Source organism: Natronobacterium gregoryi SP2 (genome assembly GCF_000230715.2).
In the GTDB taxonomy this organism is placed as follows: Archaea; Halobacteriota; Halobacteria; order Halobacteriales; family Natrialbaceae; genus Natronobacterium; species Natronobacterium gregoryi.
The window spans coordinates 3,532,700-3,550,674 of sequence record NC_019792.1; the positions used below are offsets into that span (position 1 = coordinate 3,532,700).

At 64.5% G+C, this 17,975-nt stretch carries 16 protein-coding genes and 1 tRNA gene; 6 read left to right on the plus strand and 11 right to left on the minus strand.

Annotation, left to right across the window (positions count from 1 at the left end):
* Nucleotides 1-57: 57 nt before the first annotated feature.
* From NATGR_RS17370 to NATGR_RS17380, 3 genes are all read right to left on the minus strand, one after another.
* Nucleotides 58-1,071: a DHH family phosphoesterase gene (locus NATGR_RS17370; RefSeq protein WP_005575884.1), complete on the minus strand. Its 1,014-nt coding sequence runs from the start codon at nt 1,069-1,071 to the stop codon at nt 58-60.
* 194 nt (nt 1,072-1,265) lie between these two features.
* Nucleotides 1,266-1,481, minus strand: coding sequence for a hypothetical protein (locus tag NATGR_RS17375; RefSeq protein ID WP_005575882.1), 216 nt, complete (start codon nt 1,479-1,481; stop codon nt 1,266-1,268).
* A 389-nt stretch (nt 1,482-1,870) separates the two neighbouring features.
* The gene (locus NATGR_RS17380; protein WP_005575880.1) at nt 1,871-2,296 is read right to left on the minus strand and encodes a DUF3054 domain-containing protein; all 426 of its coding nucleotides are present in this window, start codon (nt 2,294-2,296) and stop codon (nt 1,871-1,873) included.
* 307 nt (nt 2,297-2,603) lie between these two features.
* On the opposite strand from NATGR_RS17380, the gene NATGR_RS17385 reads away from it, so the two are divergent.
* Nucleotides 2,604-3,353 carry a J domain-containing protein gene (locus tag NATGR_RS17385; protein ID WP_005575878.1) on the plus strand — a complete coding sequence of 250 codons (750 nt, stop codon included), beginning with the start codon at nt 2,604-2,606 and terminating at the stop codon, nt 3,351-3,353.
* A gap of 181 nt (nt 3,354-3,534) precedes the next feature.
* Here NATGR_RS17385 and NATGR_RS17390 read toward each other — a convergent pair whose 3' ends face one another.
* The 6 genes from NATGR_RS17390 to hisC form a co-directional block, all read right to left on the minus strand.
* The gene (locus tag NATGR_RS17390; protein ID WP_005575876.1) at nt 3,535-3,912 is read right to left on the minus strand and encodes a hypothetical protein; all 378 of its coding nucleotides are present in this window, start codon (nt 3,910-3,912) and stop codon (nt 3,535-3,537) included.
* A 40-nt stretch (nt 3,913-3,952) separates the two neighbouring features.
* Complete coding sequence (tpiA, locus tag NATGR_RS17395; protein ID WP_005575875.1) at nt 3,953-4,597, minus strand: triose-phosphate isomerase; 645 nt, start codon at nt 4,595-4,597, stop codon at nt 3,953-3,955.
* 249 nt (nt 4,598-4,846) lie between these two features.
* Nucleotides 4,847-5,395, minus strand: coding sequence for a multiprotein bridging factor aMBF1 (locus tag NATGR_RS19090; RefSeq protein ID WP_074929717.1), 549 nt, complete (start codon nt 5,393-5,395; stop codon nt 4,847-4,849).
* A 281-nt stretch (nt 5,396-5,676) separates the two neighbouring features.
* Nucleotides 5,677-6,288 carry a CDP-alcohol phosphatidyltransferase family protein gene (locus NATGR_RS17415; RefSeq protein WP_005575866.1) on the minus strand — a complete coding sequence of 204 codons (612 nt, stop codon included), beginning with the start codon at nt 6,286-6,288 and terminating at the stop codon, nt 5,677-5,679.
* Complete coding sequence (locus NATGR_RS17420) at nt 6,285-6,821, minus strand: adenylate kinase family protein (RefSeq protein ID WP_005575864.1); 537 nt, start codon at nt 6,819-6,821, stop codon at nt 6,285-6,287. Before NATGR_RS17420 ends, NATGR_RS17415 begins: the two co-directional genes overlap by 4 nt.
* The gene (hisC, locus tag NATGR_RS17425; RefSeq protein ID WP_005575862.1) at nt 6,818-7,954 is read right to left on the minus strand and encodes a histidinol-phosphate transaminase; all 1,137 of its coding nucleotides are present in this window, start codon (nt 7,952-7,954) and stop codon (nt 6,818-6,820) included. The genes NATGR_RS17420 and hisC overlap by 4 nt, the downstream gene beginning before the upstream one ends.
* Before the next feature lie 256 nt (nt 7,955-8,210).
* Between hisC and NATGR_RS17430 the strand changes: the two genes are divergently transcribed.
* From NATGR_RS17430 to NATGR_RS17445, 4 genes are all read left to right on the plus strand, one after another.
* A tRNA-Gly gene (locus NATGR_RS17430) sits at nt 8,211-8,281 on the plus strand.
* Nucleotides 8,282-8,451: 170 nt separating this feature from the next.
* Nucleotides 8,452-10,317, plus strand: coding sequence for a rhomboid family intramembrane serine protease (locus NATGR_RS17435; RefSeq protein WP_005575860.1), 1,866 nt, complete (start codon nt 8,452-8,454; stop codon nt 10,315-10,317).
* A 205-nt stretch (nt 10,318-10,522) separates the two neighbouring features.
* Nucleotides 10,523-13,693: a carbamoyl-phosphate synthase large subunit gene (carB, locus tag NATGR_RS17440; RefSeq protein ID WP_015233885.1), complete on the plus strand. Its 3,171-nt coding sequence runs from the start codon at nt 10,523-10,525 to the stop codon at nt 13,691-13,693.
* Nucleotides 13,694-13,803: 110 nt separating this feature from the next.
* Entirely contained in the window at nt 13,804-14,250 is a 447-nt protein-coding gene (locus NATGR_RS17445; RefSeq protein WP_005575852.1) for a hypothetical protein, read from the plus strand.
* A gap of 5 nt (nt 14,251-14,255) precedes the next feature.
* Here NATGR_RS17445 and NATGR_RS17450 read toward each other — a convergent pair whose 3' ends face one another.
* The gene (locus NATGR_RS17450) at nt 14,256-15,929 is read right to left on the minus strand and encodes a hypothetical protein (protein WP_005575851.1); all 1,674 of its coding nucleotides are present in this window, start codon (nt 15,927-15,929) and stop codon (nt 14,256-14,258) included.
* Between the two features lie 124 nt (nt 15,930-16,053).
* On the minus strand, nt 16,054-17,028 hold the full coding sequence (locus tag NATGR_RS17455; protein ID WP_005575850.1) for a M48 family metalloprotease: 975 nt from the start codon (nt 17,026-17,028) through the stop codon (nt 16,054-16,056).
* Nucleotides 17,029-17,142: 114 nt separating this feature from the next.
* Between NATGR_RS17455 and NATGR_RS17460 the strand changes: the two genes are divergently transcribed.
* Nucleotides 17,143-17,928 (plus strand): ABC transporter ATP-binding protein, encoded by a 786-nt coding sequence (locus tag NATGR_RS17460; RefSeq protein ID WP_005575849.1) that lies wholly within the window; start codon nt 17,143-17,145, stop codon nt 17,926-17,928.
* The last annotated feature ends 47 nt before the right edge of the window (nt 17,929-17,975 follow it).

The following is a 17,975-nucleotide window of genomic DNA, read 5'->3' on the forward strand; positions in this document are numbered from 1 at the left end:
CGAACACTACGCCGAAAAGCGTGAAAACGTCGCGCTTGCGAGTTCATCCCCCGGCGGTCACTGTTGCCGGTTTTCGCGCTCCAAGTTCAGGGCGTCGAAGAACCGTCGTGTGAGGCGGCTGTCGACGAGCGAGAGGAGTTGCTCTGTGTCGTCGGCTTCGTCACCGAACAGGCCGAGTTCGATCCGGCCGCCGGCCATGTCGGGATGGCCGCCGGCCGTACCGATTCCGTCGAACCCTTCGGTGAGCACCTCACCGACGTGGACACGTGGGTCGATCGACCGGCCACTGAGTCGGACCCTGCCGTCGACGATCCCGTAGACGAGTACGGTGTCGACTCCTTCGAGGTTGAGCAGGTAGTCGGCGGCTTGCGGAATCGCGGCGGACTCTGCGGTCTTGCCCACGCTCGCCACCATCGACGAGCCGCGTCGCTTGCGAGAGGCGATCGCACGACCGATCGCGTCGAGCGTTCCCGGCGAGAACGCACTGTCGTACAACTGTCCGAGGATCTCGAGGTCGGCGTCCGGAAACAGCGCCAGCGCCGCCTCGTACTCTCGCCGGGTCGGACTGCGGACGAAGTCGAGTCGTTCGCGATGGAGCGCAAAGAGCAGTGCCGAGGCCAGCCGGGTCGTCAACTCGACGTCCAGCTCCGCGAGATACTCGACGAAGATCGTTGCGGTCGCGCCGTACTCTGTCCGAATGTCGGCGACAGGGACGGCAGCCGGCTCCACGGGGTGGTGGTCGACGACGATATCTGGAACGACGTTTGCGGGGACTTCGGTGTTCACTCCGGAACGGCTGTGATCGACGAACGCGAGACAATCGTAGTCGTCGACGGCGACCTCCGAGACGCGCCCGAGAGAGAGCGAGAACACGTTGACGAACGCTCGATTCTGTTGGTGAGTGAGATCGCCGCCGTAGACGATGGCGACGTCCTCCAGTGAGTGATCGAGCGCGATCGCCTCGAGTGCCAGCGCACTTGCGAGACAGTCCGGATCGGGGTTGTCGTGACAGACGATGACGAGGGAATCGGCCGTCTCGAGAACCTCAACGAGCTCGGCCGCACGGGACATGCACGTCACGTACGGACGGGAGACGTTTGAACCCACTGTCGGTTCTCTCTGTCGCAAAACGGAACCGACGGCCGAACGAAGCGACGACAGCGGTTCGGTGGGCGACGTCGTTCGGAACGTGGTTCGGGTATCACTGCAGCCGAAACCGGACGAGAAGTCGCTCGAAATCGGAAGTGACTGGATAGCGGGTGCGGTTAGTCCGCGTTCATCGGTGGCCGTGCAGATTGGGCCTCGTCGGAAGCGTCCGCTGGCGTATTCACGAACATCGCGTGACCGATGATTCCCATCGCGGCGAACGCGCCGATCGGCACTGCGGCCGTCAGCGACAGGCCGACAAGCAGGAGGGCTGCAGTGATACCGATCAATGCGACTGGGATGAGGCCAAGGACGATGTCGTAATATCCAGCCATAATCTATCCGATAGTATGGGATATTGGTATATAAGTGTTCCCCATAACTGGCCAATACAGGATGAGTGTATAATTGGTATCCATTGAATTGAATTTGCATAAGTTATGAGTTTTTTATTAGGCTGCTGTAGTGGGCGAAAATTTCGATGGCAGCGTCCGTTACGAGATGGTTTTCTGATACCAACTACTACCTACTTCCTGCTAACAACGGGACACAAAGGGGTTGGATCGCGTTTCGAACGCAGCTAGTGGCTCACAACCATAACTATTGGCTACAAACGGTGGACTAACCCGAAAGTCAGTATACTCTTTTTCTTATCATTCTGGAACATGTGACAGAACCGACGACACCGCTGGCAGTCTTGCAGTTCGAGTGGGCAGCGATCAGGTTACGAGCGAGCGAGGAAGGCTGCGTACCCGACCCGCCAGCCAACCAACACGACGAGGCCGAACCCAGTCATAACGGCGGTGAACGTCCACGGCACGCCCCCCTCGAGCAGTGGCGAACCGCGGAGGAGAAAACCGACGTTTGCTGCCCCGAGCCAGGTGACTGTCGCGAGACGGGCGACACGCGTCGGTGAGGACGCGACGCCGCGCGTGTACAACCCCGCGAGCAGTGAGACGACGAGCCAGCCGACCACGAACGGAACGACAGTCCCCGCCGAAGCGAGCGGCGCAGTGATCGGATCAATACCATGTGACAGTTGCCCGAAGACGATCAGCCCGACCAGGACAACGAGGTCGATCACACCGATCCGGAGCGACTCCCGATCGAGAACGGCTTGACTGACGCCCTCTCGAGTTGCCGTGTCCATACCTTGCATCGGGACTCGGAGCCTATGTGTCTTGACATCTCGAGTGAGAGCGGGTAGTTGGAACCCGACGGAAGATCCGTCGGGTGGTGTCTTCCAATGGACGATGCGTGTGACGCGAGGGGACCTCGCGGACGGGTGTTCGCACGACGCGGGCTTTGCTCTTGGACTGCCGGAGGGAGTGATACGGTTTGCTGTATTCAATTACCGCCGATCGCCAGAACGGGGTCGGCGATCGGCGGTAACTAGTTACAGCAATCCGTATGAATCGGAAGCGACGGGTACACGCCATACCGAATCAGGGGAACTAATGACGGACCCCCACCAACGCCACGTTGTGGTTCGAGTGACGTGTGACGGCTGCGATCGCACGGTCCCGCGCGCGAAACTGACGACGGTGACGATGCCCGACGGGAGCCAAGTCGCCTGTTGTGCTCAGTGCGAGGAGTACGCTAGGGCCGCTGCCGAACGACTCGACGACGGATACGGTTCGATGGCCGACCAGCGGACCGTGTGTGACGGCTGTAGGCAACCCGTCCCCGACCAAGACTTCGAAGAGATCGTCGTCGCCGACGGCACCGTTCTCTCTTGTTGTCCATCCTGCGTGACAGAAGCCACGCGGCGAGACGACGTGAAACGCCGGTCACGAGCGCAACTCGAGTCCGACACGGAATCGACGGACGCCAGTAGCGAGCCAAACGGCGACGGCTTGGACGAGGCCGATCGACCGGCGACAGACCACGACGGTCACTGCACTCAGTGTCGGGACCAGGTCTCTGTCGAGCGGTTCCGCGTCACGACCGTCGACGGGAGAACCGAGTGGCTTTGTCCCGCCTGCAGAGACGAGGCCGAACGAAACGGAATCGTCGAGTCGGTCGCCATGCGCGAGACGAAAGCTCGCGAGGTACTCGGAGTCTCGGCGAATGCCTCACTCGAGGAGCTCCACCGTGCGTACCGAAAACAAGTCAAACGCGCCCACCCGGACCGGAAGAGTGGAAGCCGATCTGCATTCCAGCTCGTCACCGAGGCTTACGAACGCCTCCGAGACGCCAAACGCTAGTACCGTCCCAACACTGACGGGTCGAATCGAGCCACACCGCCAGATTCGACCCATCAGTGCAGGCTTGGCCCGCCACTAGTAGCGTCCCAAGTCTACTCTGACTAGTGCACTCGACTTCTGATCGAGAATCGTGATCGGTTTGGGCCAACTCTCAACTAGTCGGTCCACGCTTGGGACGGTACTAGTCTCTCGTCGTCGACACCGTCTCGAGTACCCGCTGTGAAAACTCGCCCTCCGAGAGATCGTCCGGGAGCCGATCGAACCACGACGCTTCGACGTGCCAGCTCCCGCGAACCTCGCCATCGATCGAGAGCGATGTCGCCTCGAGTCGTCCCGGCGTCCAGTCGCGTTCGTCGGCGACGGCAAGCAGCGTCCGGACGACGGCACCGACCTCGTCGCTGGTTACGACGGGCGCGTCGGCGACGGTCTCGTACTCGAGTTCGAGGTCAGTGCCGTCTGTGACCGGTCCGCCCGAATTGTGCCTACACTCGATCACGTAGATCCCGTGGCTCATGAGTCGGTTCTCGACCGCGACGCTGACCGGACTCTCGTCTGTCATACCTGCCCGTTGGGCGACCGGCGAGAAAAGTGGTTGGCCGTTACAGCGGTTCGACGAGATCATCGAGTGCGGCCCGCGGATTGTCGGCCTTCGCGACGCCGCTTGCGAGCAACACGCCCTCGGTGCCGAGGTCGTCGGCGGCAGTGACGTCCTCGCCAGTACTGATGCCGGCACCGCACAGCACCGACACGTCGTCGTCGACGTTCTCGGCGGCCACGACGGCGTTCTCGACGACGCCGGGGTCGGCCTGGCTGACAGGCGTTCCCGTCCCGATGAGTTCCGGCGGCTCGACGGCGACAGCGTCCGGTCCCAGTGCCGCCCCAGCACCGATCTGCTCGGGATTGTTGGCACAGACGACCGTCTCGAGGTCGGCCCGCTCGGCTGCCCGCACTGCGCCGTCGATATCGGCCAGTTTCAGTCGCCGCTCGGAGTGGTTGACCAGTGTCCCGACGGCACCGGCGTCGGCGACCGACTCGGCAAGCGTGTGGCCGGTGTTGCTTCCGTGTTCGATCGGATCGACGTGCTGTGCCCAAGTCTCGACGCCCGTCTCCGCGACCCGCTCTATGTGGATTGCCTGTGGAGCGACGGCGAGTCGAGCGTCGGTCGTCTCGTCGACGTCGCGAACGGCGGTCGCAATCTCGAGTGGATCACACGGGTACGTCTTCAGGTTGACGAGGACGAACATGGGCGTGAGACGGCCCGCCCGAAAGAAATAGCTTGCGAGTTACCGACGCAGACGGCGAGAACAGAGAGCAGTTAGACGCGTCGTCGGGCTGTCGTACCGATATCGAGATCGACACCGATTGTCCCGACGCAACCGCGAAACCGACTGCACCGCCGCTGGCGGGCCGTCTCATACGGTTTGCTGTCAGTCAGTTCCAGCGCGACCGCGCACTCCTGCGGTTGCGCCGGTAAATCGGTACAGCAGTCCGTCTCAGTCCTTTCGCTTGACGACGTCGCCCAGCGTGTAACTGCCCGAGGAGGAACCGCCCGACCACTCTTCGTCCTCGCTCGAGCCGCTCTGTGCACTGAGGTTGATCTCGAGAAACCGCTCGAGTTTCGACTGGACCTCGTCGCTCGGCAGGGTGTCGCCGCGTTCGATCTTTCGGATGAGACTCGACTTCTCGTTTAGCTCGTTGGCGAGCTCGGACTGGCTGAGCCCTTTCTCTTCACGGGCCTGTCGGACGCGGTCGTCGTAATCGGTCGCGAGTTCGTCCATGTCGTCGAACATGTCCGATCTGGGCTGGCTCGAGCCGCTCGATTGGCTGCTGGCACTGCTCGACGAGCCACCAGAACTGGCCGAACTCGAACTCGAGGACGAACCGGATTCGGTCGAGTACTTCGTCGAAGAACTGGAGCTCGTGGGCTGTTTGACTTCGGTGCCGAAGTCGGTGCAGTTAGAACAGACGTCTAACTTCGCGCCCTCGACTTTGATGGTCTTCGGGGACGACGTCTCGGCGCCACACATCTCGCACTGAACCATACACAAAATTATACTGCGACGAGTGATAAAGCATGCGGCGCGCTCCAGTTCGCTGGAAGTATCGCTCCATACGCGCGAACACGCGAGATTCGATGCCAGAAGATCGTTCCCGAAGAGCCTCGCACGGACTGCTGTAGCGATGCCGGGGAAACTGCTTTCGGGTCGCGGGTGCACTGGAACCGACGTCCGCCACTCCCTCTTGGACGGTCTCCGGTCGTCACTTACCGCCGATCGCCGACTCCCGTCTGGCGATCTGCGGTAGCTAGTTCCAGTAATCCGTCTCAGTTCAGTGCCGACCAGGAGTAGAAGAACCGCTGGAGGGCGGTCAGGTGACCGACGGTTGCGAGGAACAACAGTAGCCAGCCGATCAGTCCCAATCCGCCGTAGGTCCCGGTGATCGGATAGGCCAGCGCACCGACGATCCCGATGATCGCGAGCCGATCCGCCCGACCGACGGCACCACCGTACACTCGATCCAGACCGACCGCCTGAGCCTGCGTTCCGAGATACGAGGTCATGACGACGCCAGTGACGGCGAGAAACCCGAGGTAGTAGTTGCCGATACCGGCCGCGAGTCCGCCGATGACGACGATGTCGGCGTACCTGTCGAGGACGTGATCCAGCAGGTCACCACCGGGCGAAGCGACGCCTTGCTCTCGAGCGAGCGCGCCGTCGACGACGTCGAGCCAGCCGTTGAGGAAAACGAGGACTGCACCGACGAGGTACCAGACGGGATGGGCACGACCGCCAAGCAGGAAAGCAACGCCGGCGAGCATCGCCATCCCGAACGCGATGACGCTGACTCCGTTCGGCGTCAGGCCGATCCGGTCGAAGCCAGCGACGAACGGGTCCAGGAACCGCGAGACGTAGGGCCGGAGCTGATCGAGTGTCATGTGAGATACCCCACGAAGTCGACCTCGCCGGCGCTCGGTTCGCGATCGCCGGTGACGACGTCTTCGAGTGCGTCGACTACCGCCGCCGGCTCGCAGTCGGTCGTGTCGATCTCGTAGACGGACTCGAGGCCGTGTTCCTCGACTGCCTCCGAGAGGACGACATCGAGTGCCTCGCTCTCGGCGTTCTCGCGGGCCTTCGACGCGGTCTCGCCGCGCTCGAGTAGCCGCTCCTCGAGTTGCTCGGGCCCACAGCGCAGGACGACCACGCGGTCGGCGTCGAAGTGGTGGGCGAGGTGGGAGTCGACGACTGCGTCGTCGCGGCCCTCGAGCCACGTCGAGAGCGCGTCGAGGTCGGCGACTTTGCTCTCGCGATCGGCGTCGACCTCGGTGTAGAACCCTTCGCGGTCGAGCACGCGGTTGAGGTGGATCACCTCGAGTTCCGGCAGGGAGTCCTCGGCGGCGAGTCGCTCTTCGAGGAGCCCGGTCGCGGTCGTCTTCCCGGTGCCGGGCGTGCCGGTGACGGCGACTTTCACGCGTCGGTCACCCCCGTGTCGTTGCCGTCGGCCTCGAGTTCGAGTTCCGCGAGCACCTCGTTTATCGTCTCGACCGCTCGCTCGGTCTCTGTCTCGGTTCCGCAGGTGATGCGAAGACAGTCCGGCAGCCCGAAGCTCGTACAGTCACGGACGATGACACCTCGTTCCTGCGTTTCCTCGGCGACGCGTTCGGCGTCGCCGACGTCGACGAGGACGAAGTTGCCCTCGCTCTCCCAGACGTGGGTCTCAAGGTTGTCGCGCATGTACGCACGTGAATCGGAAGCGGTCTCGACCGTCCGCTGGACGTGTTCGTCGTCGTCGATCGCGGCCAGTCCCGCCCGGCAGGCCAGTTCGCTCGCGGCGAACGGCGTGTTCACGCGGGCGTAAGCGTCGGCCCACTCGTCCGGGACGACGGCGTAGCCGAGTCGAACGCCGGCAAGGCCGTAGGCCTTCGAGAACGTCCGCAAGACGGCGATGTCGTCTCGGGCCTCGAACCCGTCTCGACCCTCGATCGGTGCGACCGCACTCTTCCGATCCGCGAACTCGCCGTAGGCTTCGTCGACGACGACCAGCGTCTTCTCGTCCGTTCGTTCGGCGATCTCTACGACCTCCTTGAGCGGGATCGTCGACCCCGACGGGTTGTGCGGGCTCGTGAGGTAGACGATTCGGTCGCCGTCGTAGGACTCGAGGACGGTCTCGGCGTCCTGGGAGAAATCGTCGTCCTTCGAGAGTTCGTACTCGCGGACCTCGCCGTGGTGAAAGCGCGCACTCATCCCGTAGTAGGCAAAGCCGGGCGAGGGGACGAGCGTACTGTCGCCGGGTTCGAGGACGGCCCGCGAAAGGTAGTCGATTGCACCGTCGCCGCCGTTTGCCAGCCACACCTGTTCGTCGGCGACAGCCCACCGGTCGGCGATCTCGGTAGTGAGGTCGGCGTGGGCGGCCTTCGGGTAGGAGCTGGCGTTCGAGGCTGTCTCGCGGATCGCGACGGCAGCCGCGGGGGAGGGGCCGTGGGGGTTCTCGTTCGAGGCGAGTTTGACGAACTCCTCGGGATCTCGGTCGAGTTCCCTGGCTACCTCCTCGATCCCCCGACCAGCCTCGTAGGCGACGTGATCGGAGAGGTCTCTCGGTTGCATACGCCAACCCTGTTTCCGATGGCTCTTAAGGGTGCTTACCTGTCTCGAGGGCAGCCAGGCACGGCCAGTGGCGAACCTTCTCTGTCATACGACGTTCTTGGCGTCGGGCCGAAGTCGGTGGAGCACGGCCCGGCCGCCCGCCGACGCTCGAGGAGTGGCTGCTGGGCACACACTGCGTGCCTGCTCCCGTCACCCAAACCAGGATCGATTCGCAACCCTTATACACTCACGCAGAAGTAGATGAAAGTGCAGCAGGGCGCTGGTAGTGTAGTGGTATCACGTGACCTTGCCATGGTCACAACCTGGGTTCAAATCCCAGCCAGCGCACTTCTTCGAATTCAACTTCGCGAGCGACCGCGATAGCGTGTCACGAAGGTGCGGGGTCGGAAACGAGTTCTTGGATCTGGACTGGACCAGACACACCGCACCGAGTGCGTCTGGGCGTCGTTCGACACCGTAACCAGAGCTATGTTCGTCGAGTAACAACCGACGAAACGATGCCACTCGACCCAATGCAGATCGTGTTGTCGGTCTCGGTTCTCGTCGCGCTGGGGCTCGTCTGGTACTTCGGTGGCGGAGGCCGCTGGCGGGAACTGGTCGCGGGCCGATTCCTCTATGGCGTTCCCTGGGGGACGCTGGTCACCGTCGCGGTCGTCGTCGCGTTCTACGTGCTGGTCCAGGGGGGAGTCTCTCGCTGGCACGATCCGCTCACGCTACCGTTTATCACGTGGTCGTACTTTTACCCGACCGGACTGCTCACAGCGGGAATCGCTCACGGCTCGCCGCAGCATCTGGCGTCGAATATGGCGGGCACGCTCGCGTTCGCACCGATCGCGGAGTACGCCTGGAGCCACTACCCACCCTCGAGTGGCCGCTCCCGGTCGCGGTTCGGTGATGGACTGCTCTCGAGACCCTGGATTCGTGCGATCGTTGTCTTCCCGGCCGCGTTGCTCGTCGTCGCAGTCCTGACGGCGGTCCTCGCACTGGGGCCGGGGCTGGGCTTTTCCGGAGCCGTCTTCGCCATCGCTGGTTTCGCGGTCGTGAACTATCCGATCACGACCGTCGTCGCCGTTGTCGCCGCGAGCACGGTCCAGACGCTGTTCGACGCGTTCAGCCAGCCAGTGGTCCAGGCGACTATCGAGGCGGGCGCACCGTCACCGCCCGCGTGGGCTGGCGTCGGCTTCCAGGCGCACCTGCTCGGGTTCCTGCTGGGGGCGGTGCTTGGACTCTTGCTGTTGCGGCGTCGCGGGCGACGGCCGTCCGCCGGGCGGCTCTTCGTCGGCGTCGTGTTGTTCGGGATGGCACAGTCGCTATGGCTGCTCGTCGGGACCGGTGACGACATCTTCTATCTCTATCAGGGTGCTGGTGTCGTCCTCGTACTCGCGGTCGCGGGAGTGACGGCGCTTGCCGTTGCAGGCAGCGATCGACCGCTCCCCCGACCGCTTGCCACACTGGGTCTCCCGAGGGTTCTCTCGCGTCGCCAGTTCGCGATCGGTTGGTTGTTCGTTCTTACACTCGGATTCCTCGTTGCCGTCGCGGGGACGATCCTCGCCGGCCAACCGATCGTCTCGACGGTGATCGGACTGGCACTGGTCGCCGGCCTGCTCGCGTTGCCAGCGGTACCGCCAGTCGTCCCCGATCGCTTGCTCTCGAGTCCGATCTCCCGTCGCCAAACCGCAGTCGCGTGTCTGCTGGTTCTGACGGTCCTCGTCGCGCTGCCGAGCATCCCGTTCAACCTGCTCGTGATCAGTGACGACGCTGTCCCGGGCAGCGGCGAGGTCGACATCGGCGGCTACGCCGTCACCTACGAACAAAACGCCACTACCGGACAGATGCCGGTCGTCGGTCCCGGGGCCAGCGCGAACGAGACGCTCGAGACACGCCACAGCGGCGTGATCGTCGTCAACGAGGACCGCGAAATCTGGACGGTGGGCACCCAGAACTACACACTCGAACACGACGGCGACGCCTCGGTCGTCGTCGGCGGAGTCGGTTGGCACGAGACGGTCGACGTCACCCGAACCGGCTGGGACGTGCTGGGCAATGGGACGGCCTACGGCGTCGATCTCGAGGTCGGTGGCGAGACGACGCGATCGTTCGCGTCCGACCCGATCCGGGCTACCGTTCAGATCGACGGCAACGAGGTGGCTCTCGTCCCTGCCGACGACGCCGACGAGCCGTTCGAGGTCCGAGTCGAGGGCGACGGCGGCGGGACCGACGCGACAGCGATCCCGTCGGTCGACGAGACGACTACCGCGGGCGACCTCGAGTTCACGGTCGAGGATGCCGGCCACGCGGTCGAGTTGATCGCGGCAGCTGACGATACTGCCGTCCCCATCGCCGAGCGGGAGACCGAGGAGTAGTCGCGACTGTCGCATTCTTGTCGCCCCTTCTCGACGCTCGTAAGTGGTTGGTCTTTCTTTCTCGACGCTCGTAAGTGATCAGTCTCGAAGAGTTGCTGGCTGCCCCGTCGCGACGGCGAATGTTCGAACTTCGAAATTGGATTTCGAGGTTCGTACTGTATCGGGGAGCTTATTACGATGTGCGAACTTCGGGTGAACGAGATCAATGAGCACGGAGACCGACGACGCTGCGGGGGACGGACGCAAGATCCTGCTTATCGGCAGCGGACCGATCCAGATCGGGCAAGCTGCCGAGTTCGACTACTCGGGTGCACAGGCGTGTCGCGCGCTCCAGGAGGAGGGTGCAGAGGTCGTGCTGGTCAACTCCAATCCGGCGACGATCATGACGGACCCGGAGATGGCCGACGAAGTCTACATCGAGCCGATCACGACCGAGGCCATCGCCGAGATCATCCGAGAGGAGAACCCCGACGGCGTCATCGCTGGTCTGGGCGGCCAGACGGGACTGAACGTCACGGCAGAACTCGCCGAGGAGAGCGTCCTCGAGGAGTACGACGTCGAGATCATGGGGACGCCGCTCGATACGATCTACGCGACGGAAGACCGCGACCTCTTCCGCCAGCGCATGGAGAAGATCGGTCAGCCGGTTCCGGGTTCGACGACCATCTCGCTCGAGGAGGGCGAGTCGGTCTCGGAACTGACCGAGGAAGACCTCGAGGAGCGCGTCGAGGCGGCCGTCGAAGAGGTCGGCGGACTCCCCGTCATCGCTCGCACGACGTACACGCTCGGCGGATCGGGGTCGGGCGTCGTCCACGAGTTCGACGAACTGCTCCGTCGCGTCCGCAAAGGACTGCGTCTCTCGCGCAACGACGAGGTGCTCATCACCGAGTCCATCGCGGGCTGGGTCGAGTACGAGTACGAGGTCATGCGCGACGCCGACGACTCCTGTATCATCATCTGCAACATGGAGAACATCGACCCGATGGGCATCCACACCGGGGAGTCGACGGTCGTCACGCCCTCCCAGATCGTCCCCGACGAGGGCCACCAGGAGATGCGCACGGCAGCGCTCGAGGTCATCCGCGAACTCGGCATCCAGGGTGGCTGTAACATCCAGTTCGCCTGGCGCGACGACGGCACCCCCGGCGGCGAGTACAGGGTCGTCGAGGTCAACCCCCGCGTCTCCCGTTCCTCCGCGCTCGCCTCGAAGGCGACCGGCTACCCGATCGCCCGCGTCACCGCGAAGGTCGCACTCGGCAAGCGCCTCCACGAGATCGAAAACGAGATCACGGGCGAGACGACCGCCGCCTTCGAACCAGCGATCGACTACGTCGTCACGAAGGTGCCACGCTGGCCCAAGGACAAGTTCGACGACGTCGACTTCGAACTCACCACGGCGATGAAGTCGACCGGCGAGGCGATGGCTATCGGCCGTACCTTCGAGGAATCCCTGCTCAAAGCCCTGCGCTCGTCCGAGTACGAGCCAAGCGTCGACTGGGACGACGTGAGTGACGAGGAACTCGAGGACCACTACCTCGAGCGTCCCTCGCCCGACCGGCCGTACGCGATGTTCGAAGCGTTCGAACGCGGCTACACGGTCGAGGACGTCGTCGAGTTGACGGGCATCTTCGAGTGGTACACCGAACGCTACAGGAACGTCGCGGAGTCGACCCGTGCAGCTCAGGAGGGTGACTTCACCGAAGCGGCCGTCGTCGGCCGCACGAACGCTTCGATCGCCGCGACCGCCGGTGCAGAGGTCGACACCGTCGAGCAGTCGGTCCCCGGTCGTACGTACAAACAGGTCGACACCTGTGCCGGCGAGTTCGAGGCCGAGACGCCGTACTACTACTCGGCTCGCGAACCCGAGTACGGCTCCAGTTCGCTCGGCGACGACTCCGTCGCGGGCGAACTCGAGGTCGACCCCGACCTGGAGAGCGTCATCGTCGTCGGTGGCGGCCCGATCCGCATCGGCCAGGGCGTCGAGTTCGACTACTGTTCGGTCCATGCGGTCCGTGCCCTGCGTGACCTGGGAATCGACGCCCACGTCGTCAACAACAACCCGGAGACGGTCTCGACGGACTACGACACCTCCGACGGCCTGTTCTTCGAACCGATCACCGCAGAAGAGGTCGCCGACGTCGCCGAGGCGACCGGTGCCGACGGCGTGATGGTCCAGTTCGGCGGTCAGACGTCGGTCAACATCGGCGAACCCCTGGAGGACGAACTCGCCCGACGCGGCCTCGACTGCGAGGTCATGGGCACGAGCGTCGAGGCGATGGACCTCGCGGAGGACCGCGACCGGTTCAACGTCATGATGGACGAACTCGAAATCGCCCAGCCCGAGGGCGGCACCGCCTTCTCGAAGGGGGAGGCGGTCGAACTGGCCCACGACATCGGCTACCCCGTGCTCGTACGACCCTCGTACGTGCTCGGCGGCCGTGCGATGGACGTCGTCTACGACGACGAGGACCTCGAGACCTACATCGAGGAAGCCGTTCGTGTCTCCCCGGACAAGCCGATCCTCGTGGACGACTTCCTCGAGGATGCGATCGAACTCGACGTCGACGCGGTCTCGGACGGCCGCGACATCCTGATCGGCGGCATCATGGAACACGTCGAAACGGCGGGCGTCCACTCCGGCGACTCGGCGTGTATGATCCCGCCGCGCTCGCTGGACGAAGACACGCTCGAGCGCGTCCGTGGGGTCACAGAGGACATCGCCGAGGCGCTGAAGACGAAGGGGCTGCTGAACGTTCAGCTTGCAGTTCGTGACGGCGAGGTCTACGTTCTCGAGGCCAACCCACGTTCCTCGCGTACCGTCCCGTTCGTCTCGAAGGCGACCGGCGTTCCGATCGCGAAACTCGCGGCGAAGGTCATGGCCGGCGAGACCCTGCGCAGTCTCGAGGCCGAAGAGCAGATTCCCGAACACACCTCGATCAAGGAGGTCGTGCTCCCGTTCGACCGCCTGCCGGGTTCGGACCCGCGTCTCGGCCCCGAGATGAAATCGACTGGCGAAGTGATGGGAACGGCAAGCGACTTCGGCACGGCCTACTGGAAGGCACAGCAGGCCGCTCACAACGCAGTGGGTGAGGGCACCGCTGTCGTGGACCTGGACGTCGACGGCTTCGAGGAGCACTTCGACGTCGCCGAGTTCAACGACGTGCCGCAAGCGATCCGCGAGGGCGAGGTCGACTTCGTCGTCAGCCGCGACCGCGACTCCCTCGAGATGGCCGTCGAAGAGGAGATTCCGTACCTCTCGACGGAAGCGAGCGCGGAAGCATACGTCGAGGCGCTCGAGAGTTTCGATGGAAATCTCGAGGTCGACACCGTCAGCGACCGACCGAAGCGCGTCGCGAAGTGGGGACTCGAGAAGTAACGGAGTCGAGGACGGTCGGTCTCGTCTGAGACGCCGGATTTCTCTCGCAGTTTTGGTCGTATCGACGGCTACCCGGTATCATTTTTGAAGCTGCCGGTACGATTCCGACCATGGCTACGGTCAGACACGAACTCGTGTGGGGACGCCCCGGCGCACCGCGACTCGAGCTAGTCGGTGGGTTCGCAGTGATCGTCGTGGCTACCCTGCTCGCGACGGTTGCGACGAACACGCTCGGGACCGACAACCCGATCAGACGAGTGGTCTACGACGCGGGGCTTCCCGCCGTGCTCTTCTACGCGCCCGGCGTCGTCGGCGCCGTCGGTGCGTACCTGCGCTGTGGCGCAGCGACGTGTCTGGCCGTCGGGTTCGTCCCCGCGACGTTCTTCGCGCTGGTCGCGATCGTCGGCTCCGTCTTCGGTCTCCCTGGCGTCGGCGGTGGAGATGCACCGCTGTGGAGTATCACGGTCGCGTTCGCGACGATCGCTCTCGTCGCCGCAGTGGTCGGCTTCCTCGCCGGAACTGCAATCCGTGCGGGGGTGACGGCCGTCAGTCCGTAGGCAATTCACTCGAGAGCGTACCGGTCGAACCGCTCGACTGCGTACAGGTAGGCGGCTGGCGGCGCGAGCAGGCCGACGATCAGGACAGTCCAGGCGACGGTCGAGACGGTTCCCGGCGTTACACCCGCCATTTCAGCAGAGATCGGCGTGAACTCGAGCAGTCCCGAACTGAGCTCGGCGATGGGTTCCGCCGCGTCGGTGTAGATGATGCCTGCACCGGCGGCCGGGAAGACGATCCCGGCCGTGTAGAGCATGAACGCCGACTTGCTCGGCATCACCGCCTCGCGGTTGGTGGTGATCTTGACGCTGCCGAACCGCGGGAAGGCCGATCCGACACCGACCGCGAGTGCTGGCGACGCGACCGCTCCCACGACCGTGCCGACGGCCAGAGCTGTCGTCGCCTCGAGCGAGAGCGGACTCACGAGGCCGGCGACGAGTGCGACGGCGACGGCGATCGGAGTTCCGACGAGCGAACTGGCGATCATCTGCCCCCGGATTGCGTCTCGGCCGGAGAGCGTCGAGGTTAGTACGGCTGGCAGTGCCCGCCCGAGATCGCCGAGTGGGTTCAACGTGAACAGGACGCCGGTGCCCCAGACGACGTACAGACACAGCAGGACTGCCACGTAGGATGGCAACGTCCCGGTCTGGATCACGTCCTGGACGAAAAACAGCGCACCGAACAGGGGGTAAGCGACGTAGGCCAGCCGGATCGGAGCCCGCCGGGTACGGCGAACCGCCGCTACCGTCACCGACCGGACCGGCCGCGAGAGCCCCTGTGAGAGGGCGGCAGCGAGGCGACTCGAGGAGTCAGTCCCCGAGTTGGAGACGGTTCCGTCGTCGGTCCGTGCGGGATCGGCGAACCAGTGGATTCGAGCGGACGGGACGGCAGCAGCGACGGCCAGCGCCGCGACGACGGGAACGACGAGTAGCGTGGCGACGACGGCCGTGCCCGAGCTCGGGACGTTGGGAACGCCAGCGAGTAGCAGGTAACCCGGCCAGCCAAGCGGGCTGTCACCGAACACCGAGAACAGGCCTGCGGTGACGGTGTCGAACCAGCCGACGGCAATCGAGCCGAAGTAGGCCACGGCGAGCGAGACGAGCAGCGGCGTCCGGTAGCGTGCGATCGGCTCGTAGACGGTGATCAGGTGGCGAAACCAGAGGCCGAGGACGAACCCGACGGGGACGGCGGTGACCAGAAATACGGCGACGACGAGCGGCGCGACGAGTACTGGCAGGACTGTCCCGGCCCCCGAGGCGAACGCGGCGGCGAGGATCGTCGCAGGGAGGACGAGCCAGAGCGAGAACAGCAGGATCTCTGCCCCGATCACGCCGACCACGACGTTCCGGAGTCGCGTCGAGAGCAACAGACAGGCCGGCTCGTCGACGGCGGCGGCCGCCGTCACGGTCCGGATGGCGGCCATCAAAACCAGGAATAGCCACGCGATTGCGGCACCGCCAGTCGCGATGTCGGTCGCGAGTGCGACCGTCTCGGGGTCGAACTCGCCTGCGGCGACTGCCTCGCCGGCTCTTGGCAACAGGAAGAGCCCGATTGCAGTCATCGGACCGAGCGCGAGCACGGCGATTGCCGCCATCACGAGCAGTTTCGTTCGGTCACCGCCGATCGCCCGTAGCGTTCGGCGACACTCCGTGCCGGCGACGGTGGCGGCGACCTCTCTCATCGGCGTTCACCGCCCGTGTTCCCACGTGCTAGCCGACAGCGAGAAACTTCGTTCATGATAGCTACCGTGTGACGACGCCAGTAAACGGTTTGGATCGCTGTCACTCTCTCGAACTCGATCCACGCTAGTCTTCGCGTTCGAGGCCCCGCAACGAGTCGATTCGATCCTCCGTCGGCGGATGCGTCGTGAACAGCCAGCGGCCGAGCCGGTGGAGTCGCGTCCGAAGCCACCAGTAGGACGGCTCTCTGTCGCCGTCCGGCCCGAGCATGACCTTCTCGAGTTCCTTCGGCTCGAGCGGGAGGATCGACAGCGACGAGACTCCCGACGCCTCGCGGAGGTCGCGGTTCGGCGTGTCGTCGATCTCCCGGTCGAGTCGTTGGAGCGCGCTGGCGAGGACGGCCGGCGAGCCGATGACTGCTGCGGCGGCACGATCCGCGGCGCGTTCCCTGGCTCTCGAGAGACGGGCCGTGATCGATCGGCCGACGATCCAGACGACGGTCGAGAGAAACACCAGCGGAACGATGACGACACCGGCCCAGCCGGGGTTCTCGACCTCGCCGAGCCGCGAGCCAAGTCCCTCTGCGAGCACGACGGGGAGCGAGACGACCGTGACGACCATCGCGTCCCGGTTCTTGACGTGGGCGAGTTCGTGTGCGATCACCGCCTCGAGTTCGTCGTCGTCGAGAGCGCGGATCGTCCCCGTCGAGAGGACGAGGTGGACGTTCGCCGGGCGGAATCCGACTGCCAGCGCCTCGGGTGTGTCCCGATCCGAGACGGCGATCGTCGGCACTGGAACGTCGAGTTGGGCGGCGACGCGCGTCGTCTGCCGGTAGAGCTCTGGTGCCGTCTCCTCGTCGACCGGGTGAGCGCCTGCGAGCCGTTCGATCGTCTCGAGGTGGGTGTACTCGAGGTAGCCGATCGAAAGCAGCGTCGCGGTGGTGACCACGAACGCGAAGTAGGTCGCCGACTGGATCTCGAGAAAGAGAAAGACGCCGTAGAAAACGGCCCACACTCCGGCCAGGAAGCAGACCGTCACTACCACGAGGGCGAGGAGAGCGGCGACCATTCGTCCCTGGAGTTCGAGCGAACTGGAGGGCATACGTACGCGGTCGAGTCACCCAGTCAAAAGTTTGACTGGTTCGGCTCGATAACGGACTATCACCGGCTGCCGACGTGGGACGGATTTTAACTGGAAGCAAACGGAAGCGAACGTATGACCGCCCGCGACGGCCCCGCGATAGCGACGGACGGACTCACGAAACGGTACGGCGAGACGACCGCCGTCGCCGACCTCGACCTCCAGGTCGCCCAGGGAACCGTCTACGGGTTTCTCGGCCCCAACGGCGCGGGGAAGACGACGACGATGCGGATGCTGACGACGCTGACGCGGCCGAGTTCCGGAACTGCACGCGTGGCCGACCACCCGATCACCGACCGCGAGGCCGTCGCGCCACACATCGGCTACCTGCCCGAGGAGCCGCCGATCTACGACGAACTCAGCGGCCGCGAACAACTCGAGTACGTCGCCGGCCTCCGAAGCCTCCCCGAAGACGACGCGAACGAACGTATCGAGTCGCTGCTCGAGCGGTTCGGCCTGCTCGACGACGCCGACAAGCGCATCGAGGAGTACTCGAAAGGGATGCGCCAGAAGGTCGGCGTCATCCAGGCCGTCCTCCACGAACCCGCAGTCGCCTTCCTCGACGAACCGACGAGCGGACTCGATCCCCGTGCCGCCCGGACGATGCGGGACACCATCGCCGAACTCGCCGACCGGGAGATGACCATTTTTCTCTCGACGCACATCCTCCCCGTCGTCGACGAACTTGCGGACGTCATCGGCGTCCTCCACGACGGTCGGCTCGTCGCAGAGGGGGACCCCGAAACGCTGAAATCTCGCGCCGAGACCGGGGAAGCCCGAAGCCTCGAAGACGCCTTCCTCGCGGTGACTCGCGAGTCGCCGGGGACGGGTGACGTCGCGGCCGGAGCGTCCACGGAGTGAGAGCGGTTCGTGGTGGTTAAATTACATATAGGTGGCCGATAAAAAGG